The 20,483-nt window shown below is 64.3% G+C and carries 23 protein-coding genes; 5 read left to right on the forward strand and 18 right to left on the reverse strand.

Translation table 11 applies throughout. From position 1 onward, the window contains the following. Positions 1-159: 159 nt before the first annotated feature. Together ACSFC7_RS19975 and ACSFC7_RS19980 are read right to left on the reverse strand one after the other, a co-directional pair. Positions 160-861 carry a hypothetical protein gene (locus ACSFC7_RS19975; protein ID WP_436344562.1) on the reverse strand — a complete coding sequence of 234 codons (702 nt, stop codon included), beginning with the start codon at positions 859-861 and terminating at the stop codon, positions 160-162. 385 nt (positions 862-1,246) lie between these two features. Next, positions 1,247-2,479: an HD domain-containing protein gene (locus ACSFC7_RS19980; protein ID WP_436344563.1), complete on the reverse strand. Its 1,233-nt coding sequence runs from the start codon at positions 2,477-2,479 to the stop codon at positions 1,247-1,249. A gap of 177 nt (positions 2,480-2,656) precedes the next feature. Between ACSFC7_RS19980 and ACSFC7_RS19985 the strand changes: the two genes are divergently transcribed. Further along, a complete protein-coding gene (locus tag ACSFC7_RS19985; RefSeq protein WP_436344564.1) occupies positions 2,657-2,920 on the forward strand; it encodes a hypothetical protein in 264 nt (87 codons plus the stop codon). A gap of 180 nt (positions 2,921-3,100) precedes the next feature. Here the strand turns inward: ACSFC7_RS19985 and ACSFC7_RS19990 are convergent, their stop codons facing one another. The 5 genes from ACSFC7_RS19990 to ACSFC7_RS20010 all read right to left on the reverse strand — a co-directional run bounded on the left by ACSFC7_RS19990 (position 3,101) and on the right by ACSFC7_RS20010 (position 6,856). Next, positions 3,101-3,415 (reverse strand): DUF7344 domain-containing protein, encoded by a 315-nt coding sequence (locus ACSFC7_RS19990; protein WP_436344565.1) that lies wholly within the window; start codon positions 3,413-3,415, stop codon positions 3,101-3,103. Between the two features lie 232 nt (positions 3,416-3,647). Further along, the gene (locus ACSFC7_RS19995; RefSeq protein ID WP_436344566.1) at positions 3,648-4,775 is read right to left on the reverse strand and encodes a Gfo/Idh/MocA family protein; all 1,128 of its coding nucleotides are present in this window, start codon (positions 4,773-4,775) and stop codon (positions 3,648-3,650) included. 92 nt (positions 4,776-4,867) lie between these two features. Next, positions 4,868-5,461: a class I SAM-dependent methyltransferase gene (locus ACSFC7_RS20000; protein WP_436344567.1), complete on the reverse strand. Its 594-nt coding sequence runs from the start codon at positions 5,459-5,461 to the stop codon at positions 4,868-4,870. A gap of 91 nt (positions 5,462-5,552) precedes the next feature. Continuing rightward, positions 5,553-6,521 (reverse strand): sugar phosphate isomerase/epimerase family protein, encoded by a 969-nt coding sequence (locus ACSFC7_RS20005; RefSeq protein ID WP_436344568.1) that lies wholly within the window; start codon positions 6,519-6,521, stop codon positions 5,553-5,555. 143 nt (positions 6,522-6,664) lie between these two features. After that, positions 6,665-6,856, reverse strand: a complete 192-nt coding sequence (locus ACSFC7_RS20010) for a Gfo/Idh/MocA family oxidoreductase (RefSeq protein ID WP_436344569.1) — start codon at positions 6,854-6,856, stop codon at positions 6,665-6,667. A gap of 104 nt (positions 6,857-6,960) precedes the next feature. On the opposite strand from ACSFC7_RS20010, the gene ACSFC7_RS20015 reads away from it, so the two are divergent. Together ACSFC7_RS20015 and ACSFC7_RS20020 are read left to right on the forward strand one after the other, a co-directional pair. After that, entirely contained in the window at positions 6,961-7,254 is a 294-nt protein-coding gene (locus ACSFC7_RS20015) for a hypothetical protein (RefSeq protein WP_436344570.1), read from the forward strand. Between the two features lie 92 nt (positions 7,255-7,346). Beyond that, the gene (locus tag ACSFC7_RS20020; RefSeq protein ID WP_436344571.1) at positions 7,347-7,940 is read left to right on the forward strand and encodes a hypothetical protein; all 594 of its coding nucleotides are present in this window, start codon (positions 7,347-7,349) and stop codon (positions 7,938-7,940) included. Between the two features lie 46 nt (positions 7,941-7,986). On the opposite strand, the gene ACSFC7_RS20025 is transcribed toward ACSFC7_RS20020, so the two are convergent. The 4 genes from ACSFC7_RS20025 to ACSFC7_RS20040 all read right to left on the reverse strand — a co-directional run bounded on the left by ACSFC7_RS20025 (position 7,987) and on the right by ACSFC7_RS20040 (position 12,380). After that, the gene (locus ACSFC7_RS20025) at positions 7,987-9,015 is read right to left on the reverse strand and encodes a hypothetical protein (RefSeq protein ID WP_436344572.1); all 1,029 of its coding nucleotides are present in this window, start codon (positions 9,013-9,015) and stop codon (positions 7,987-7,989) included. 390 nt (positions 9,016-9,405) lie between these two features. Beyond that, entirely contained in the window at positions 9,406-10,023 is a 618-nt protein-coding gene (locus tag ACSFC7_RS20030) for a nitroreductase family protein (protein ID WP_436344573.1), read from the reverse strand. A gap of 273 nt (positions 10,024-10,296) precedes the next feature. Further along, the gene (locus ACSFC7_RS20035) at positions 10,297-11,379 is read right to left on the reverse strand and encodes a methionine synthase (protein ID WP_436344574.1); all 1,083 of its coding nucleotides are present in this window, start codon (positions 11,377-11,379) and stop codon (positions 10,297-10,299) included. Then, positions 11,376-12,380 carry a 5-methyltetrahydropteroyltriglutamate--homocysteine methyltransferase gene (locus tag ACSFC7_RS20040; RefSeq protein ID WP_436344575.1) on the reverse strand — a complete coding sequence of 335 codons (1,005 nt, stop codon included), beginning with the start codon at positions 12,378-12,380 and terminating at the stop codon, positions 11,376-11,378. The genes ACSFC7_RS20035 and ACSFC7_RS20040 overlap by 4 nt, the downstream gene beginning before the upstream one ends. A 252-nt stretch (positions 12,381-12,632) precedes the next feature. Here ACSFC7_RS20040 and ACSFC7_RS20045 point away from each other — a divergent pair, with 252 nt between their 5' ends. Then, on the forward strand, positions 12,633-14,054 hold the full coding sequence (locus tag ACSFC7_RS20045) for a GntP family permease (RefSeq protein WP_436344576.1): 1,422 nt from the start codon (positions 12,633-12,635) through the stop codon (positions 14,052-14,054). A 58-nt stretch (positions 14,055-14,112) separates the two neighbouring features. Here the strand turns inward: ACSFC7_RS20045 and ACSFC7_RS20050 are convergent, their stop codons facing one another. The 4 genes from ACSFC7_RS20050 to ACSFC7_RS20065 all read right to left on the reverse strand — a co-directional run bounded on the left by ACSFC7_RS20050 (position 14,113) and on the right by ACSFC7_RS20065 (position 18,135). After that, positions 14,113-15,318, reverse strand: coding sequence for a PQQ-binding-like beta-propeller repeat protein (locus ACSFC7_RS20050; protein ID WP_436344577.1), 1,206 nt, complete (start codon positions 15,316-15,318; stop codon positions 14,113-14,115). 52 nt (positions 15,319-15,370) lie between these two features. Then, the gene (locus ACSFC7_RS20055) at positions 15,371-15,958 is read right to left on the reverse strand and encodes a HemK2/MTQ2 family protein methyltransferase (protein ID WP_436344578.1); all 588 of its coding nucleotides are present in this window, start codon (positions 15,956-15,958) and stop codon (positions 15,371-15,373) included. Beyond that, entirely contained in the window at positions 15,958-17,175 is a 1,218-nt protein-coding gene (locus ACSFC7_RS20060) for a mechanosensitive ion channel domain-containing protein (RefSeq protein WP_436344579.1), read from the reverse strand. Before ACSFC7_RS20060 ends, ACSFC7_RS20055 begins: the two co-directional genes overlap by 1 nt. Before the next feature lie 108 nt (positions 17,176-17,283). Continuing rightward, complete coding sequence (locus ACSFC7_RS20065; RefSeq protein WP_436344580.1) at positions 17,284-18,135, reverse strand: 16S ribosomal RNA methyltransferase A; 852 nt, start codon at positions 18,133-18,135, stop codon at positions 17,284-17,286. Positions 18,136-18,295: 160 nt separating this feature from the next. On the opposite strand from ACSFC7_RS20065, the gene ACSFC7_RS20070 reads away from it, so the two are divergent. Continuing rightward, positions 18,296-18,913 carry a trimeric intracellular cation channel family protein gene (locus ACSFC7_RS20070; RefSeq protein WP_436347993.1) on the forward strand — a complete coding sequence of 206 codons (618 nt, stop codon included), beginning with the start codon at positions 18,296-18,298 and terminating at the stop codon, positions 18,911-18,913. A gap of 111 nt (positions 18,914-19,024) precedes the next feature. Here ACSFC7_RS20070 and ACSFC7_RS20075 read toward each other — a convergent pair whose 3' ends face one another. The 3 genes from ACSFC7_RS20075 to ACSFC7_RS20085 are packed head-to-tail and all read right to left on the reverse strand — an operon-like array spanning position 19,025 to position 20,343. Beyond that, positions 19,025-19,621: a DUF655 domain-containing protein gene (locus ACSFC7_RS20075; RefSeq protein WP_436344581.1), complete on the reverse strand. Its 597-nt coding sequence runs from the start codon at positions 19,619-19,621 to the stop codon at positions 19,025-19,027. 49 nt (positions 19,622-19,670) lie between these two features. Then, positions 19,671-20,027, reverse strand: a complete 357-nt coding sequence (locus tag ACSFC7_RS20080; RefSeq protein WP_436344582.1) for an RNA polymerase Rpb4 family protein — start codon at positions 20,025-20,027, stop codon at positions 19,671-19,673. Between the two features lie 7 nt (positions 20,028-20,034). Then, positions 20,035-20,343, reverse strand: a complete 309-nt coding sequence (locus ACSFC7_RS20085) for a 50S ribosomal protein L21e (protein WP_436344583.1) — start codon at positions 20,341-20,343, stop codon at positions 20,035-20,037. Positions 20,344-20,483: the final 140 nt, after the last annotated feature.

The following is a 20,483-nucleotide window of genomic DNA, read 5'->3' on the forward strand; positions in this document are numbered from 1 at the left end:
TCGGGACTCGCTGCGTCGCCCGTTTCACTGCAACCGGACCGATGAGGGGGTTCTGGGTGCGGAAGACGCGACCGCAGCGGGAAGTAACAGTCCCGTACTGGTATCCGTCGGCTCGTCAGTCCCGTACAGAGCAACCGTCGGTTCGTCAGCCTCGTCGTCTCACACCGGCTCGTCGGTCCCGATTACGTCGACTGACGTCTCGGCCGCGTCGTCCGCACCCTCGACCCGGACGGGGAACGTCTGGCTGTTCGCGACGGTCGCCGTCTCGAACTCGAGCGTCACCGTCTCCGTCTCGTCGACCGTCATCGAGGCGGTGTCGACCACCGTCGGATCGTGTCCGACGACGAGGTCGACGGCAGCCGTGGTCTCCGACCCGGAGCCGTTCTCGAGTTCGGCCGTTACCTCGAGTGTCTCGCCCGCGGGGACGGGAGCGTTGGTTGCGAGCAGTTCGACCGTAATCTCGCCGTTGCCGGCATCCTCGTCATCGTCGGTGCCGTCACCGCCGTCGAACTCGCGATCGAACGAGTTGTATTCGTCCCAGAACGGCTGCGAACCGCCTTCGCTGGCACCCAGCGTGATTCCTCGGCTGCGCGCGTCTTCGACGTCGTCCCAGACCGCGAGCGGCCACGGCTCGTCGGTACCGTTTTCGATCATCGACGCTTCCATCCGCACGTCGGTTGCGACCGCCTGACTGATGCCCTCGAGATAGCCGTCGTAGAACTCCCGAAGCATCTCGGCGGCCCGTTCGTTGTCGGCACTCGTCTCCTGCGCGCCGGTCGCGGAACTCCCGCCGATCGAGAGCAACGCCGCCGCCGCACCGGCCTTGAGAACGGTTCGTCGCTGTGGACTGTGTTCGTCCATGAATGGTCTCGCAACGATACCAGTGGAAAAGCTACCAGAACGTTTCACTACCACGAGTACCAGTTAATCCGGAATTAGTGGACGATTTAGTTCGTAACGAAGGGAGGTTTCTCCCGACGGTGGTCGTCGAGACGCGTCGATCGCCGAACGCTAATAACCGACGACCACAGTCGCACAAACCGATTCTCTGAGGCGATCTGGACGGTGATAAATCGAGAGCACTGACGGCCGAATCGACGGCGGACCGATCCGGATGGCGGTCACTACTGTCCGTCAAGGACGTATTTCTGGTTGGCTGAACTCTCAACGGTCTGACTTTACGCCGGCCGTGACGATCGCGGCGCGGTCGAGCCACCCTCGAAAACCGGTACCGGCAGCCGCGACGTCAGTCGACGAACTGATCCAGCGTCGCGTCCAGCCCGTTTCGGACCTCCCGCACGAGCGCGCCCTCGATATCGAGTCCGAGCGCGTCGACGGCCGCCCGGCCGACCCGTTCGCGCATCTCCGGTGGCGAGTAGACGCCGAGTCGCCACTGGGAGTACTGGGCGGCCCGCAGCGCCTCGACGAGCGGCGACTGCTGACCCAGTCGACGAATATCGCCGTTGACGAGCACGCGCGTCGTCGATTCCTTCATCGACGGCCGTCCGGGAACGTCGAGGATCACGCACTCCGGATCGACGCTCGCCTTCTCGGCTACCTCGCGTTCGAACTCTCGGATCGATTCGTGGTCGGACTCGATGATCCCGCCGGGGACGTCGTCGATCTCCGCCCACACCGCCCGTTTGTACAGGTCTCGCTGGTCCAGCCGACGCGAGAACTCGCTCGTCTCCGGACACGTTCGAAGGGCGACGATCAGGTCGTGATCGTCCATCCGCTGGAGCGTCTCGGCGTCGACGTCGGTGTCGGGGGACTCGAGCAGCCGTTCGGACGCGCGCCTGAGCATCGCCTTGGTGAGTCTGGCGACGCTGTGACTGTAGACGGTGGGGTTCATCAGCGCCCGTGCGACCAGCAGGCTCTCGGCGGCCTGGACGTTCCCCTCGTCCAGCACGAGTTCGCCGTCGGTAAAGGTGAGTTCGCGGACGAGTCGGCCGTGATCGATCGTCCCGTAGGGGACGCCCGTGTGGTGGGCGTCTCGCACCAGGTAGTCCATCCGGTCGACGTCGAGTTCGCCCGAGACGAGCTGTCCGAACCGGCCCTCGCCCGCGACGAGGTCCGCGACTGCCGCCGGCTCGAGGTCGTGGTCGCGCAGGACATCACCGACGTCCCCCTCCGAGAGGAGCTCGTGAACGTCGTCGTGGTACCGGCCCGTTCGTCGGTGTGTTACCGACTCGAGGTTGTGACTGAACGGACCGTGACCGACGTCGTGGAGGAGGGCCGCAGCGTGGACCCGTTCGGCCCGCCGGCCGTCGATACCGAGGTGATCGAGGGCTTCACAGGCGAGGTGATAGACGCCCAGACTGTGCTCGAAACGAGTGTGGTTGGCCGAGGGATAGACTAGCGAGACGGTGCCGAGCTGACGGATGTTTCGAAGTCGCTGCACGGCGGGGGTATCGAGGAGTTCGCGCGCCACGCCGTCGACCCGAATGTGGTCGTGGACGCTGTCCTTGATCGTCGTCATACCCCTCGGTTCGGCGCTATCGTACAAAAACTGTCGTCTGAATCGGGGGTATCGCGGCCGTTTCGACGGCGACGGTGCGGATCGACGGTCCAGCGGTCGAGCGGTCGCTGGGTTAAAAGCGCCCGTCGTCTGACGCGGGGTCACTTACCGGCCTCGCTACCGTCTTCCCGTATCGACATGACTGAACTCACTGTTCCGCCGGACGCCGACGAACAGACGGCCGCGGACCTCGTCCGCGAACACGTCTCGGTCGGTGACGTCGTCGAAATCTGGAACCGAGAACGAACGGATGCCGACGATCCGGAACACTCGGGGGAGGTGACGAGCTTCGAACCGGCGTATCTCGAACTCGACGACCAGTCTCCCGAGGGCAAGAGCGTTCGGTACGACGAGATCGATACGGTCATCAAGGCCGAAGCGTCCGGCTCCGGTCACCAGTAGGTGGATTCGAGACTGAGTCGTCAGTTCGGGACTGTCACGAGGCCGATCGGCAGCCAGCGATCGTCGGCCACGAACTCTCGAGCGTGTAGCACTACCGACGAACTAGTCGGCAGACACCCGCACTACGTCGAGGTATCCCGTGCAGAACTGCGGATCGGTCGAACGTACCGGCGCGCGATCTCACTCGATTATCGATAGCCCGTCGTGATGTGCGGCCAGTAGCTCCAGCGTCGGTTCGATTTCGTCGAAGCGAGGCCCCCGTTCGACACAACTCACGTCGGGGCTCCAGTCGATGAAATCGCGGTCGTCCAGTTTCGGAAGGTGGACGTGTCGGTATTCGATCCTCGCCGTGCGAGTCTCTCGGTCACCGTCGGGCGGCGTGTCGAGTTCGTTCAACGAATCGGTTACGAGATCGTCTTCCAGCAAGGCAAACAATAGCTGCTGGCGTCGTCTGTTCGACAATGCGTCGTATAATTTGCCTTGCCTATCGAGCATGTGTAAATAACGATTGAGGCCCTATCCTGATATAGTTGCTCCCAACTAGCACGCGAAAATATGTTTTGATCATTTGGGTGAATCATCTCGCAGCCGGTATTCCAGCGATAGAGAGCGTGTGACTCGCGTCAGAACGCGGCCAACGAGGGGGTTGCTACCGCGATACCGTCGGCCTCTCGCCGTCGATCTGCCGCTCGTTCCGGGACCGGCCAACGGACGGTGACGAGCGTCCTCACTCGAGCGAGACCCACTCCCGATTCTCGTCGCTCTCCTCGATCGCCGCGAGCACGCGCTGGGCGGCGAGCCCGTCCTCGAAGCTCGGCTCGAACTCACCACCGCTCTCCACCGAACTCAAGAACTCGTAGTTCTCGTGGACGAACGTGTGTTCCCAGCCCAGGACGTGGCCCGGCGGCCACCAGTGGTCGACGTAGGGGTCGTCCTCGTCGGTGACCAGGATCGTCTCGTAGCCCCGGTTCTCGTCCGTGCGGAGGACCTCGAGTTCGTTCAGCCGCTCGAGGGAAAACCGGAGACTCCCCTCGGAGCCGTGGATTTCGACGGTGTGGTCGTTCTTGTGGCCCGTCGCGAAACGGGAGGCCTCGAGGGTCCCCATCGCGCCGTTTTCGAACTCGACCTGCGCGGAGTAGGCGTCGTCGACGGTAACCGGTCGCGTCTCATCCGAATCGGGGACCGGCCGTTCGTCGACGAACGTCTGCAAGTGTCCGCTGACGCGCCCCATCTCGCCGGCGAGGTCGTCGTCGCCGACCAGGAACCGAAGCAGGTCGACCGTGTGTGCGCCGAGATCGCCGAGCGCGCCCGATCCGGCCAGCTCCTCGTCGTTGCGCCACGACCACGGGGCCTCGGGATCGGCCAGCCAGTCCTGCAGGTACCGCCCGCGGACGTGGTGGATCTCGCCCAGTTCGCCCGCCTCGAGGAGCCGTTTCGCGTACCGAATCGCGGGTACGAACCGGTAGTTGAACGCACAGCCGGCTGGGACGTCCGCTCCGGCGTCGCGGGCGGCTTCGGCCATCGCTTCGGCGTCCTCGAGCGTCGGTGCAAGTGGTTTCTCGCAGAAGACCGGTGTGCCGGCCTCGAGCGCCGCGATGGAGGGCTCGGCGTGGACGTGGTTCGGCCCGAGATTGTAGAACGCGTCGACGTCGTCGACGACCTCGGTCCAGTCGGTCGCGACGGAGTCGAACCCGAGTCGGTCCGCCGCGTCGGTCAGCGCGTCCTCGTCGCGGCCGACGAGGACGCTGCGTTCGACGTCCGGCGCGTCCGGGAAGAACATCGGCAGCCGCGCCATCGCGTTCGCGTGTGCTTTCCCCATGAATCGGTAGCCGAGAACGCCGACTTCGAGTGACATGCGTATTCGTTCACAACGAGTGTAATTAGTGGTTTTCGTCGCGAGGGCGTTCTCTGTGGGACTCTCGGGAAACTCGCGCAGACTCGACGTGCTTATCGTTCGAACACGAGCGCATAGTGATACGGCGGGAGTTCGATGGTATCTTCGAGAGCGAACGCTGCCGCGTCGAGAACCGTCCGTTCGGTCTCCTCGGGGGACATCCGCAACTCGGTCGGCGGTCCGCGCGGCTCACCGGCGATTCGGGTCGTCTCCTGAGGGCGGTCCTTCCAGTTGATGATGATGAATCGTCCCTCGGAGCGAAGTGATTCGAACGCCTGCTGAACGAACGCTTCCGGCTCGTCAATGCCGTGGAAGGTGTTGGCTATCAAGACGACGTCGGCGGGTTCGGGAACGTGCTGTGATAACTTTCGAGCATCACCAGTGAGAACGGTGACATTTTCGATGGCTTGCTGGTCGGCGAGGTGCGATAGCTCCGCCAGTAGTGACTCGTCGATATCCAACGCGTAGACCGATGCGGGCGCGACGATTCGAGCAGCCGGGAGCGCGAAATAGCCGTTTCCGCTTCCGATTTCGGCAACCGTGTCACCGGATTCGAGGCCGAGTTCGCGGAGTGTTTCCCCCGGCGCGGGCCACAGTTTCCCCCACCAGTCCCAATCGGGTTGTCTCGTGTTCTGAAACCGGTCCATGAGCACAGCTTAAAAACACACAACGATAAGTCTAACCGGAGCTGACCGATATGACGTCTCATATACTGGGCGGGACGTACCTCACCTGTACTTACTCGGCCCAGTACGCGTTCCCGGGCTGCTCTCGGAATACTGCTCGATCGAGCAGATCGACGGCCTTTTCGAGGCCCTCGCGCGAACTCGTCAGGGAGTCCTCGTGCTCGATACTCAGCGCGCCGTCGTAGCCGACCATCCGGAGCGTCGAGACGATCTCTTTCCAGTGGGATTCGTCGTGGCCGTAACCGACCGACCGGAAGAGCCACGAGCGGTTCGGCTCGTCGTCGTAGGCCGTCGTGTCGAGGACGCCCTTTTCGCGGGCCTGCTCCTCGTACACTCGAGTGTCCTTCGCGTGGAAGTGATGAATCGCGTCGCGCTCGCCGAGATACCGGATCGCGTCGGTGATCGAGATGCCTTGCCAGTAGAGGTGCGAGGGATCAAAGTTCGCGCCGACGCGATCGTTCGTCTCCTCGCGCAGCCGGGCCATCCCGTGGGGCTCGTAGACCAGCATATTCGGGTGCATCTCGATGGCGAGGTCGACGCCGTGCTCGTCGGCGTGTGCGGCGAGGTTCGACCAGTACTCGAGGGCGACCGCCCACTGGTACTCGTGAGCCTCGGCGTGTTCGGAGGGCCAGGGAGCCGTGATCCAGTTCGGGACTTCGTCGTCGGGGCCGCCGGCTGGCAGTCCCGAGAAGCAGGTGACCGCGTTCACATCGAGCTGGTCGGCGAGGCGAATCGCCTCGCGGAGTTCGGTGTCGGCCGCCTCAGCGCGGTCTCCGTCCGGATGCAGCGGGTTGTTGTGCGACGCGAGCGCGCTGATTCGCATCTCGTAGGTCTCGAGCAGCTCCGCCAATTCGGCCTGTGCGTCCTCGTCGTCGAGGTACTCCCGGCGAACGAGGTGATCGTCGCCGGGATAGCCGCCGACGCCGGGTTCGATCGCGTCGACGCCGATATCGGAGAGGGAGGCGAGTGCTCCTTCGAGCGATTCGTCCGCCAGCGGTGGCGTGTGTACACCGATGTCCATACGAAACGGTAGCGGAGCCATTGGAAAATATATTTCTATCTATCGTAGTAAAAATAAAATCGCGGTAGCGACTACGCTGTTATCGGCCGATTGCTCGACCGTCCGACGACGCACCCGCGCGGGGACCGCCCCTACTCGAGCCGTCAGGTGTCGTCAAGTGCGACCGACCGCCCGTCCTCGCTCGAGCGGTAGATCCCGTCGACGATCCGCTGGACGGTCAGCGCCTCTTCGACGCTGGAACCCGCGTCGCCGCCGTTCTCGATCGCGTCGAAGAACGCGGCCTGTTCGTCGGCGTGGGTGTCGTTCTCGCGGGTCTCGACCGTCGTATCCAGCATGTGGTCGGTGACGTCCGCACTCGCGGAGTGGACGGTGGGTTCGTTCGTGAGGAGGTCGAACCGCGCACTCGAGGCGGAGCTGGGGACGATCCGTGATCGTCCTCATGCCGGAGACCGGCGCACCAGTCACGCTCTCGCGCGGTATCGCGATCGCCGAACTCGCCGCCGCGCGTGCCCTCGAGTCCCGCGTCGAGTCCGACGCGGTTCGCCGCGCCGCGGGTCGGCCGCTCCGAACGCTCCTCGAGCGGTGTCCGCTCTGTGACGAGGCGGTGACCATCAGTCGCTCGAGTTGCTGCGGCGAGGTGACGCCGATCGGCAAACTCCCGTCGGAGAAGCTGGTCTGTCCCGCCTGCGACGAGCGATTCTACACGTTCGAGGATACCGGGCCTGATCGGTAACCCGCCCTCGTGGCCGCTCGAGCCGGTCGTCCACGTTCGGGAGCGGATACAGTTTCCCGTCTGTAAGACGTACGACCACCTATCGAGGGAGTATGAGCATCACACTCACCGTAAACGATACCGACAGCGTCCAGTTGACGGACGAGCGCGTCGTCCGACAGTCACCGGATCGCATCGGGTTCGCCGTAGAGGGTACCCTATCGGTAACCGAAGCGCTGCTAGCCGCGTTCGAGGGAGCGACGCTGAACCCCGCACGGGTGACGATCGCCGTCGACGAGTCACGGACGGTCGACATCGATCTCACCGACGAGGCGTCACTCCGACTCGAGACGATCGACGTCGGCATCGCGACCCCCGACGCGGACGACCTCGTTCCGGAGAGCGACCCGATCTCCGCCGTCGCAAACGACGACCCGGCATCGGCCGCACCGACGCCCGACGTGCTCGCGTTTACCGTCGAGGGCGTGATACGAGGCGTGCCGGCGGAGACGGTCGAAGCCGTCGCGGCTGGCGATCCGGAATTCGTGTCGCTCACGTTCACAGTCGACGACGCTCGAACCGACGGGGGGTCGAAACCGGACGTGGTTCTCGAACTCGCGCTCTTCGGTTACGGCATCGTCGTTCGACGGAACGGGCGAATATCGATCGGGACGAGCCGGGAGGGTGATCGCGAGGAGCGAGCGTGACCTGACGGACTGGAGGTGTGAGGAGAGGATGGTTCCCCGAGCCCCGCTACTCGTCCCAGTCGATGGCCTCCGTTCGTTCCGCGTGCCGCAGGATGAACGGCCCGAGCGATCCCGTCCGCTTCGAAATCGTCGCGATCCGCAGGACGTAGGCCGCGAGCAGGAAGAAGGGGACGAGCGCGACGGTCGCGCTGGCGCTGACCACCCACACCATGTTGTCCACGCCGAGCAGCGTCCCCGGCACTGACTCCGGGTCGAGATAGAGTACCGTTGCCGTCGCGGCGACCACCCCCGGCAACCCCGCGTACAGGATCGATCGCGTGAGGTGGACGAGTTCCCACTGGAAGTACAGCGATTTGAAGTGCTCGAGCGCCGGCCCGAACAGCGTCAGCACGTCGATCAGGTCGCCGAAGGCCTCCTGTTCGTCGTCGTCGAGCGTGTCCTCGTGCTCGTGGCGGAGTCGTCGAACCGCGTAAATCTTCCAGGAATAGTTGTAGTTCAGCCCCGATCGGAGGACGCCGAAATCGCCGAAATCCGACGTCTCGAGTTGAGAGTGGATCTCGTCGGAGTTTCGACAGACGTTCTCGACCAGTCGATCGGTCCGGCGGCGGAGGACGTCGTCGTCGCTGTCGGCGACGGCCGCTTGCAGGTCTTGTGCCCGGTCGCTGCTCGTCTTCACGAGCGCCTGCAGGAACTGCGAGGGATCGGGTGGGCCGACCGATCCGAACAGGTCCTCGACGCCCCGTCGGTACTCCATGGCCTCGTCCATCCACTGTTGTTGGTCACCCAGTCGACCGAGTTCCTGCGAGAGCACCAGCTGATTGATCGAGACGACCAGCGTCACGCCCGTGAGAATCGCGGCGATCAGCGCCTGAAACGCCGTGTTGACTGGTGTCCCGTCCGCCATCGCGTCGCGAAGCGGCACGGCGACTGCACCGAGCGCGACGAAGGCGGCGAACGCGACGACGGACAGCAATCCCGCGAGGATCCACCGGTTCGCATCGAGCAGGAACCAGTGTGCGATCCCGCTCTCGCCGGTTCGTCCCCGGAGCGTGTCGCTCGAGAACGGATCGTCCATACGGGTCGTTCGGGCCGCGGCGGAAAAGCGGTTGAGCCTGAAACGGAATCTCGAGCGGCGTTCCGACGAGACGGTGCGCGTGGATCGGAGACCGGCAATCCGGGCAGATCCAGCGTTGACGGCACGCGCGATCAGAGGTGGACGGCCCGAAACCGTAGCCGTCGATAGTCTCCCGTCCACGTCTCGTCGTCGTGGTCCTACAGGACCGACTCGAGTCGATCTTCGGCGGCCTCGAGCACGGTAGGCATCCGCGTTCCAGCCGTTCGGTCCGGATGGCACTTCGACCAGACACCGTGAACCGGATCGGCATACTCGAGAATTCGTTTCGATCGAGTTCGTCCGACACCGTTTTCGGGGGACAACAGCAACAGCAACAGCGAGGCGACCTGATTACTCGAAGCCGCCGCGGTGGAGGAGTTCCTCGAGCGGCTTGCGTCCGCTCGGCTGCTCGCGTTCTTCCAGCTCGTCGGGAAGCGTCTCGGGCGGTGCGCGCTCGCCGATTGCGGCCATCGCCTCGACCGCGTACTCGTCGGGAATTTCGAGGACGTCGGCCGCACGCTCGTAGTCGAAGCCGGCCATTCCGTGGACCGCGAGACCGCGGCGCGCGCCCTCGAGGGCGAAATTCTGCCAGGCCGCACCGGTGTCGAAAGAGTGGACAGGTGCGGGTTCATCGTTGTGGTCGAACGTCGTCTTCGAGACGATCACCACGAGCACGGCCGCGTCGGTCGCCCACGCTCGGTTTCCTTCGGACAGAAGATCGACGTAGGTATCCCACTCGTCGTCCTCCCGCGTCGCGTAGCAGAACCGCCAGTGTTGGTTGTTGAACGCGGACGGTGCCCACCGCGCGGCCTCGAATAGGGGGAGATACTCGTCCTCGTCGAGCGGTTCGCCGGTCATCGCACGCGGTGACCACCGGTTGACGAACAGTGGATCGACGTCCTGGCCCGGGCTACGATGTTCGGCAACGTCGTCGCGGAGTTCGCTTCGCTTCGGAACGCGTTCTTGCATCACGCTCCGCTTGGATCTCTCCTCCCGTATACCTTTTCAGACATATGTGTTACCTGGTAACGGCCACGTCGTTGCCTAGTGTCCTCGTTTCACACGAATCACAGGTGTGAAAACAAGATGATAAGTCTGGTGGGAGATACTGCAGATGACCCGTTCACCGTTTCGAGCAACGAGCTGATCGACGGGAGCGAGTCCGGAGCCGATCCACGACCGCAAAAACACGCCAGGGACGGCTTCCGAAAGGAAAACCAACCGGATACCGTAAGAGGGTCGTCAGTCGTCGGCCGGCGTCGGCGCACCGCGTTCGACGTCGACGTTGCCCTCGTCGAGGTCGGCCTCGACGTTGCGGGCGGCTTCGACCATGTTCGCCATCTTGCCGTAGGCGACCTCGCGGGGCAGCAACTTCACGCCGCAGTCCGGCGAGACGACGAGCTGCTCCGGCGGGACGACCTCGAGTCCCTTCTTGATGTTCGCCTCGATCTGCTCGACCGATTCGACCTCGGCGACGTGGACGTCGGTGACGCCGAGCGCGAGATCGGCGGTGAACTCGGGGTCCTTGAAGACGTCGAGCTGATCGTAGTCGCCGTTCGCGAGTTCGAGGTCGAACTCGTCGACGGGGTACTCGAGGATCTCGGGGTAGATACGCGAGTAGTCACCGTAACAGACGTGGAGGCCGATGCGGACCTCCTCGGGAATATCCTCGACGATGTGCTCGAGCGCCTCGCCGACGATGGCGTGGTCGTCGGGCGTGGTCGCTAGCGCGGGCTCGTCGATCTGGATGTAGCGCGCGCCGGCGTCGACGAGCTTCTCGATCTCCTCGTTGACGAGATCGGCGAGTTCGAGCGTGAGTTCGTCGTCGTCGTCGTAGGCCTCGTTGAACGACCAGTTGGCGAGCGTGTAGGGACCCGTGATCGGGACCTTGACCGGTCGGTCGCTGGCCTCGGCGGTGAACTCGTACTCGTCGACGAGCCAGCTCTCGTCGTACTCGACCTCGCTGACGACGCTCGGCTTGTCGAAGTAGTTGTGTCCCCAGACCTTGACGGGGCCGTTGAACTCGTAGCCGTCGATGCGGTGGGCGAAGAACTCGACCATCTCGTTGCGCCGCATCTCGCCGTCGACGACGACGTCGAGACCCGCACGCTCGTGTTCGTTCGTGATGAGGCGGGCCGCGTCGTCTTTGGCCTCTCGATAGTCGTCCTCGTCGAACCCGTGGTCGGGGTCCTGGTAGAGCTCTTTCGCGCGGTTGAGCCACTTGGGCTTCGGGTAGCTGCCGACGACGGTCGTCAGCAGGAAGTGGTCGTTCTCGTGATTCTCCGGTCGGAACTGATCCTTGTTTTCGTTCTCGTTCGTGCTCATGCGGCTGTCACCTCCGCGAGGTCCGCGGCTTCGGCGAGGACCTCGAGTTTCTCCTGGTACTTGGCGTACGGCAGGTAGAACGTCTCCGTGTTCGTCGTCAGGTAGACTGTCTCGAACTCGGTGACCTGCAGCTGGTCTTCGACCCAGTCGACGCGGTCGCGGATCGCTTCGGGATCCTCGACGAGCGTGTTCTGACCGTCGGCGAGGCCGAGCGAGATGTCGCCGGTCGCGCCGTACTCCTGAATGTTGTAGACGTTGTCGTCCTGGTTGGCCACGAAGTCGAACCCGACCGCGTCGATGTCGGCGTCGAGCAGGTGGGCGTAGACCTTCTCCTCGAGTGCGCCCCAGTAGGGCTGAACGACGACGTCGGCGTCCGTCGCGCTCGCGACCTGATCGATCGCCTCGCTGGCGCGTTCGTCAGCGCCGTCTTCGGGCGCGTCCTCGACGAGTGACGGCTCGAGCAGGAACAGCGTCTCGTGCTCGGGGAAGGCGTCGACTTCGCCCTCGAGGAAGTCGGCGATCGCACCGAGGAACTCGGCCTCGTCACCGTACTGTTCGTCGGTTGCGAGGTCGGCCAGCGAGTACGGGCCGGGAAGGACGGCCTGCAGGTCGTCACCGTCGGACAGTTCGGCCGCAGCCTCGAGTTCGTTCGCGACGTCGCCGGAGAAGTCGAGTTCACCGTCGACGACGGGCTCTCGATAGAAGTTGTTGTTGTCGTAGTAGCGGACGATGCCGCGGGTTTCGACGGCGTCGTGGACGGCCAGCGGGTGGGCGAGCATGTCGTCCCAGCGCAGTTGCCCCTCGACGATTCGGTCGAGGCCGGCCTCCTGCTGGTCCTCGATCACTTCGGTGCGGGCGTTCTCGTAGGCCGCGGCGATCTCCCCGCCTTCGTCACCACCGATGAGGTCGTGTTTCTGGTGTCCTTTCAGGTCCGAGAGGTCGTCTTTCGCCCAGTCCGGGAGCGGAAAGAGCCCCGGCGTGGTCGAAACGTACTCAGTCATCGTGCGACCGGGTAGGGTATACCGACGCTTAATATTTTCCATATCAACAAATACGTGGCAGTAATTGTCGGTGGGGTAGTAGAGTGCGATATCGCGTCCAGAACCGCCACTGTCGTCCGTCGAGCGACGTGGAATCGACGCCGATACAGCGTTCGAGTATCCGAGAAGCATCATTAGTTTTATGTGACCGCTCAAATATTTATACGGTCTCGAATTCCTAATTGTTATTTACCTCGTGCTGGATGCCAGCGTATGGCGTTTGAAAATCCCCTGATTGTCTTTGCAATCGGGTTGATCGCCGTAATCGCGCTGCTCGTGTGGCTTCGATTACCCGCCGTACTGGGTCTCATTATCGCCGGCCTCATCGTCGGTATCGTGACGGCCGAGGTTCCGCTCGGTGACGTCCCGTCGGAGTTGGCCGTCGGCCTCGGCGAGACGTTCGAAGGGGTCGGTATTCCGATCCTGATGGCCGCGATCATCGGCAAGGCGATGATGGAGAGCGGTGCCGCAGAACGGATCGTTCGGGCGTTTCAGTCGTTGATCAGCGAGGAGCGCTCCTACCTCGCGCTGTGGGGAAGCAGTACCGCGCTGTCGATTCCCGTCTTCTTCGACAACGTGTTCTTCCTGTTGACGCCGCTCGCACGCTCGATGCGGGCCCGCACCGGCCGCGACTACGCGCTGTACATCGCCGTCATCGGCGCCGGTGCAGCGACGACGCACGTGCTCGTTCCACCGACGCCGGGCCCGCTCGCGGTCTCGCTCGAACTCGGAGCCGATCTCCTGTGGACGATGGTCATCGGTGCGATCGTCGCTATCCCGACGGCGATCGTCTCGGGAATCCTCTACGGAAAGTGGATCAACCGCCGACTCGACGACATTCCGCTCCGCGAGACGGTCGGATCGACCGCCGAAGACGCACACGAACTCGCGGAACGAGAGCTGTCGGCACTGCCCGGCGTCTTCGAGGCCTCGCTGCCGATCCTGCTCGCGGTCGTCCTCGTCGCGTCGAACACGACGCTCGACTACCTCCTCGATCTGGCTGCGGACGGTTACTTCGGTCTCGACGCGGTCGAGGGACCGCTCGAGGCGGCACAGCCGGCCGCGGCCTTCGTCGGCGATCCGAACTTCGCGCTCACCGCGGCCGCGCTGGTGGCCGCGGTGACCTACTTGCGTATCCGGAACCTCGATCAGGACGTCTGGAACGACGAACTCGTCGAAGCGCTCAAGAGCGGCGGACACATCGCGGCGATCACCTCCGCCGGCGGTGCGTTCGGCGCCTTGCTCGCGGCGTCCGGCATCGGTGAGTACATCGTCGACCTCATCAGCGTCGGCGGCGCCGGTATCTCGGTGCTGGTCTCGGCGTGGGTCATCGCGGCGGCGATTCGTATCGCGCAGGGCTCTGCGACCGTCGCCATGATCACGACGGCGGGAATCATGGCCCCGCAAGTGCCGGAACTCGGCGTGAGCGCGGTCTACCTCGCGCTGATCATCGGTGCCGGCGGAAACATCTGCTCGTGGTTCAACGACAGCGGCTTCTGGCTCATCAAGGAGATCGGCGGCCTCACGGAGGGCGAGACGTTGAAAATCTGGACGGTGTTGACCACGATCATCTCCGTGACGGCGTTCGTCATTATCCTGGCGCTGGCGACGGTGCTTCCGAACCTGCCGGCCTAAACGGCCTCGAACGGTTTTCGTTCGCCGCCGTCGAAGTACTCGTCGTCTGGAACCAGCGCTACTCGAGGGCCAGCAACGCGTACGACTCGTCTTCGACTGCTGCAACCACGTACAGGGTGCCGTCGTCGAGGACCGGTCCGGGACCGACGCGTCCCTCGAACTCCCGCTCGAACCGGAGTGCGGGCCCGTTATCCGGGTCGCTTCCGGGCGAGGGATCGAACGCTCGCAGCCGGTCACCACCCACGAAAACCGTCTCGCGGCCGTACGCCGGGGCCGTGTGTCGCCAGTCGCCGATGTCGTACTCCCAGTAGCGCTCGCCGGTGTCGGAGCTGACGGCGGAGAAACCGTGAGTACCCGCGACGAGGACGAGACCGTCCGCAACGCCGATCCCGCGTTCCGTCCATCCCGTCTCGACTTCCCAGTACACGCCGTCCGCGTGTCCGTCATCGTCCGTCAGCGCGTACGTCCTCCCGTCTCGGCAACTCACGTAGATCGAATTCGCGTCCGCACTCGGCGGACACATCGGTGGGGCCGGGAGTTGCCAGCGCCGCCCCCCGATCCCGTCTTCACTGAGCAGGTAGACCATTCCGGCTTCCGTCGCGACGACGATCGAGTATCCCATGAAGAAGGCCGCGTGATGGAGAACCTGTCCGAACACGTCGCGTCGCCACGCCACGGAACCGTCCTCGGGATCGAGCGCCACGACCTGTTCGCCCGCCCCACAGATCAGTTCGTCACCGGCGTACGTCGCCGGCGTCGTCACGTTACCGGGCGTCTCGAACTCGCGTTCCCACAGCGTCTCACCCGTTTCGGCCTCGAGCGCGTGGATCGCGTTCCCGATCGAAACGTACGCGACGCCGTTCCGGACCAGCGGTGCCGTCCTGCCGTCCTCGACCGTCCACAGTTCCGCACCGTCCGCGGCGTCGAGGACACGAAGCGTTCGGAAATCGGGCTGATAGACGCGACCGTCGGCGACCGCGGGTGCGTGGTAGGCGAGTTGTGCCACCTCGACGCGCCAGCGTTCATTGACGCCGTCGACGGGTGCCTTTCCGTCGGCGACTTCGCGGGTGTTGGACGCGTTACAGCCGAAATTCGACCAACTGCCGTCCGCACCGTAGATGTGATCCTCGGGATCCGGCAGTTCGTCGACGCCCGCCGCCGGCGGATCGTCGGGCGAGGGCGAGCGAGTCAGCGTCGAACAGCCGGCGAACGCGACGCTTCCGGCGGCGATAGCCGTCAGAACCGTTCGTCTCGAGGAGGGCATTAGTCCGACCGTTTCCAATCGGACACAAAATAGATTCGGGTCCGATACCGGGTTACCGGACTAACTCGAGCACCGTCAGCGTCTCGAACGGGAACGACTCGTCGGCGACGGCGACGGCGCTGAACCCGTGCTTGCCGGCCTCCTCGACGACCTCGTCGACCCCTGTCAGGCTGCTGACGAGCAGGTAGACGACGCCGTCGGGGGCGAGCACGCGACCGATGCTGGCGAGGAAGGGATCGATGACGGCCCGGCCGTCCTCCCCGCCCGACAGCGCGCGTTCCATCCAGTCGTCCCACTCGTTGTCGGGATCGGTCGGAAGGTACGGCGGGTTGAAGACGACGGCGTCGAAGGCGCCGTCGGCGAACGGCGCGACCAGATCGGCGCGGACCGCCTCGAGTCCCTCCTCGCGGGCCTGTCGAACCGCGTGCGGGTTCAGATCCGCGGCGATCACGCGCGCGGTCGTCTCCTCGTCGATCCGCCCCGCGACGTAGCCGGAGCCCGTGCCGACCTCGAGGACGAGCGGTTCGCCCCCGCCGTCATCGGCCGTGAGCCGCTCACAGGCCGCCTGCGCGAGCAGGTGGGAGTCCTCCGCGGGCTGGTAGACGTCCGTATCGACGCCGCGCCGGTCTTCCAGCCCCATCAGTCGTCCTCCGAGGGCGTTCCCGTTTTCGTCTCTCGAGTCGGTTCGTCGGTTGCGTCGGGTTCGGCTGAGTCGTCCATATCGTTCTCCTGTGGATCCAGCGACGAGTCGCTCGCCGCTCGAGTCCCGTCTTCGGCGATCCGGAACCCGCCGGTTTCGGCCCGGCCGGTGAGTTCCCGCTGCGGGTAGGGGATCTTGATACCCTCGTCCTCGAATGCCCGCTTGATCGTGTGAATCGCGACCGTTCGAGCCTTCAAGAAGCGTCTCGCACTCGGATTGTCGATCCAGAACCGCACGCCGAGCACGACCGCCGAGTCGGCAAACTCCTTCGTGATAACCTGCGGTGACGGAGCCATCAGCGACTCGTCGAGATCGGAGACCACCGTTTTCGCGATCTCGCCGGCCCGTTCGGGATCGGTCGAGTAATCGATCCCCACGTCCACTTCGACCCGCAGTCGGCCGCGCTTCGACCGATTCGTCACTATACTCGAAGAGATGACGTCGTTGGGGATCATGATGTACTCGCCGTCGAACGACTGGAGTCGGGTGTTGACGATCGAGATGTCGGTGACGATCCCCTCCTCGTCGTCGACTTCGATCCAGTCGCCGATCTCGAACGGCCGATCGAACATCAGAACGAAGCCGGCGATGACCGTGCCGAGCGTCTGCCGGGCGGCCATACCGATGACGATACCGAGAAATCCGGCCCCAACGAGCAGGCCGCCGAGGTCGTCGACCCAGACGCCGAGAATGATAACGAGCGAAACCGACCAGATCAGCACCTGTGAGAGTCGATGAGTGATCTCTCGCTGATGGTCGGTCACGGCCGTCGCCGAGCCGAGCACCTCCCGGAGCACTCGGCGGACGAATCGAGTGGCGATGAGCGTCCCGATGACGAGAACGAACGTGAACACGCCGCGCGCGATGACGTCGCTACCGAGATCCTGATCCGCGTAAACCGACTGAATTTGGCTGGTATAGTCCCAGACGCCCAGGACGACGGCCAGACTGAGTAGACAGGTCGAGATCAACACGCTCACCGAGATGATGTCGCTGTACAGCGGCCGCGTTCGCTCGGCGAGCCACCCCTGAAGCCGGCGATAGGAGAGGAGGACGACGAGCAGGACGCCGACCGCTGCGAACGTGACCGCGAGTCTGCCGTTGGTCGTCTCGAAGACGTTCGAGAGCCAGTCGAACCCCGTCAGTATCTCGGACATAGGTAGTCGTCGTCTCTCGAGGCTGTCGTCCGCGTAGCTACGAGTATCCGTCGGTCGGTGTCGATACTGCCAACGGTTCTCGTCCGCCCGAGAGTGGCCGTCACGGCCTTACTGTCCCTCACCCACCGCGCTGACGTCGGCCGCGAGCTGGGCCAGCGCCGCGAACTCCGCCGGTGCCATCGCGCCGGCACGCTTCTGCAGAATCTCCTCGTCGGCCGCCTCGACGACCGCGTCGGGCTCCTCGAGTCCGGAGATGTGGGCCGTGTTCCGGATCCCGTTTCGGATCGTCTTCCGGCGCTGGGTGAACAGCGCCTTGACGAATCGCAGGAAGAACTCCTCGTCGTCGACCGCGTAGTCGGGATCGCGAGGCACGAGTCTGACGACCGCGCTCCGGACCGCCGGCGGCGGCGAGAACGCTTCCTTCGGAATCGACTCGACGAGTTCGGCGTCCGCGTAGTGCTGGGTCGAGACGGAGAGCCGGCCGTACTCGGGGGTCCCGGGCTCGGCGACCATCCGCTCGGCGAACTCCTGCTGGAACATCAGGACGAGGGGGCGTTTTTCGGGCAGCAGGCGGAACGTAATCTCGCTCGAGACGCCGTAGGGGAGGTTGGACACCGAGGCGGTGAAGTCGGGCAACGCGACCTCGAGGGCGTCGCCCTCGATCACGGTCAGTTGTCCGGCATCGATCTCGTCGGCGAACTCCTCGCGGAGAAAGGCGGCGAGGTCGCGGTCGCGTTCGACGACGGTGACCTCGTCGTCCTCGTCGCCCATCGCCAGCAACCGATCCGTCAGCGCGCCCGTCCCGCCGCCGATCTCGAGCAGATGGCTGGTGTCGGCGTCGATCTCCGCTACGTAGGTCGGCAGTCGATCGAGGACGCGGTCGTCGACGAGGAAGTGCTGATCGCGGTCCGGATCGCCCCGGACGCCCGCCCGCGCGATCAGTCCGTCTGGATCTCTCATTGGCGGCGTTTCGGCGGGGGCAGGTGTAAACGCACCGTCTCGGCCGGACGAACGGGGACGGGAGAGACTCGATCCGTAGCCCTCAATACGCGCTGCCGCGTGGGTGAATGCAGTGACGCTGAAGTTCGTCGAGATCCTGTTCGGGAACCCGTTTGCGACGATGAACACGATCGGGTTAGTCGCGTTCGCGGTGGTCGGGTCGACCAAAGCGATTCGCGAGGAGTTCGATCTGTTCGGGGTGACGATCGTCGGGCTCGCCACGGCGTTCGCTGGCGGGGCGACGCGGGATCTCCTCGTCAATCGCGTTCCGCTCGTACTCAGGTCGCCGATCGAGATCGGGCTCGGACTGCTCGGCGTCTGTTTGGCGATCGGTCTGAGCCTCGCACTCGATGCCGCGGACGAACATCCGGCGACCGTCCTCTCCGACGCGATCGGACTGGCTGCGTTCACGACGACCGGAGCGATCGTCGCCACCGAAGCCGGCGTCTCGGGGTTCGGCGTCGTCGCGATTGCGACGATCAACGCCGTCGGCGGTGGCGCCTTCGCGGACATCCTGCTGGACCGGTCGCCGTTTATCCTGTTGGGAGATTTCTACGCGAGTTGTGCAGTACTCGGCGGGTTCACGTACTGGCTCGTGGTGACGCTCGGGTGGACCGGTAGTACCGCCGCAGCCGTCTGTGCGAGCGTGACCGTCGGGACGCGAGTCGCAGCCGTCACGTACGGCTGGGAACTCCCGACAGCGCAGACGCTCGGAGTGGGGGCGCAAGAACGGCAGTAACGAGTGAGAGGTCGACGTCGAACGCTTCTCGACGCCACCGGACCACCGGATGCCTCTCGAGGGCGATTACGTCGTCCCGCACTCGAAACGCTGCGAACTGCAGGAGCCGACCTACTGGTTCTGTTCCTGCTCGCGCCGGCCGACGAACGTCTGGTATTTGAGGTCGTCGTCGCGCAGTTCCTCGAGAATCCGCTCGACCAGCACTTCGTCGGGGTCGTGCAGCCCGGAGACGCGTTCGGAAAGCTCGTCGAAGCTCTCGAAGGGCTTGCGTTTGCGTTCGTCGAGGATCCCGTTGCGGAGTTTCTTCCCGATCCCCGGCAGGAGATTGAGTTGGTGGAGACGCAGCGTGATCGGCTGGGCGTCGTTGTAGAAGTCGACGAACCGCTGTTCGTTCTCCTCGACCAGATCGGCGACGACGTACTCGAGTTCCGACTGGGCACCTGAGGAGAGGTTCTCGTAGTCGACGCGGTGGGCTTCGGTCACGATTTCGCGCTCCCCGGGCGGTTCGACGACGACTTCGCTCCCGATCGTCAGTCGCTCCTCTTCGTCGAAGGCGACCTGATAGAGCTGAAAATCGTCGACTCCGAGGGCGTACCCCGCCGGTGACTTCTCGTACTGTGGCCGCCCGTCGTCGGAGAGCCCGTGTGCGAGATAGTCCAACACGACTGCGCGCCGGATATCCGTCCCGTCGCTGTCGGCTTCGCTCATTGGTTTTCGATACGACGAGGGCGTACTTAAAGAGTCGGCCCGGTCGCCGTCAGACGTACTGCGCGAGGACGTTGAGAATCTCGTCGAGTTCGTCTCCCGAGAGCGAGTACCGCTGTTGGGCGTACACCGAGCGAAGTTCGTCTCGGTTACGCGGCAGGAGATTGGCGATCTTGTACGCCGTCGGTTCGTCGACCTTCTCGAGCGCCTCGAGGTCGTCGACGAGTTCCTGCGCCTCTTCGGGCTCCAGGACCGCAAAGCGGTTGGCGTGTTCGATCGCTCGCGCGAGTTCGTACCGCAGCTCACGCTCTTCGTCCAGCGCGCGTTCGGCTTCGATGTCGGCGAGCAGCTCCTTCGTCTCCGAGATCGTCAGGAACTCCTCGTCGACGATCTCTTTGAAGATCGTCATTCCTGGCTTAGATCCGGTTCTTGTCCTGGTTCTGTGCGTGCATGTGTGCCGCGGTGACGATCAGGGTCTTCTCCTTGCCGCGGTCGCTGATCTGCACCTTGAACGCGTCGCCCTGTTTGCCGACGACTTCGCCGGTCTGACCGTCGAAGCGAGGGTGGTAGCGTCCGTTCGGAACGCTCGGGTCGATCTTCAGGTGGACTTTCTCTCCCGCTTCGTACTCCTGAATCGCTCGCTGTGGCGGAGACGTCCCGCGGTCTCGAGGATCGTTCGCGAGTTTTCGCCGGGTTCCCTGACGGGGGCCATTAGAGTGTGGCATAGTCGTACGGGGCTCTTGATCGGTGACGGTTATAAAACGCACGTCTTCCGCCCACCGGTCGTCGCGCGGCGCTTGTTCGCGAGTAGTTGAACGCGGCGCGCTCGCTTCGCTCGCACGTACCGACTCGAACGTGACCGCTT

The organism is Natronorubrum halobium, assembly GCF_051351675.1.
Taxonomy (GTDB): domain Archaea; phylum Halobacteriota; class Halobacteria; order Halobacteriales; family Natrialbaceae; genus Natronorubrum.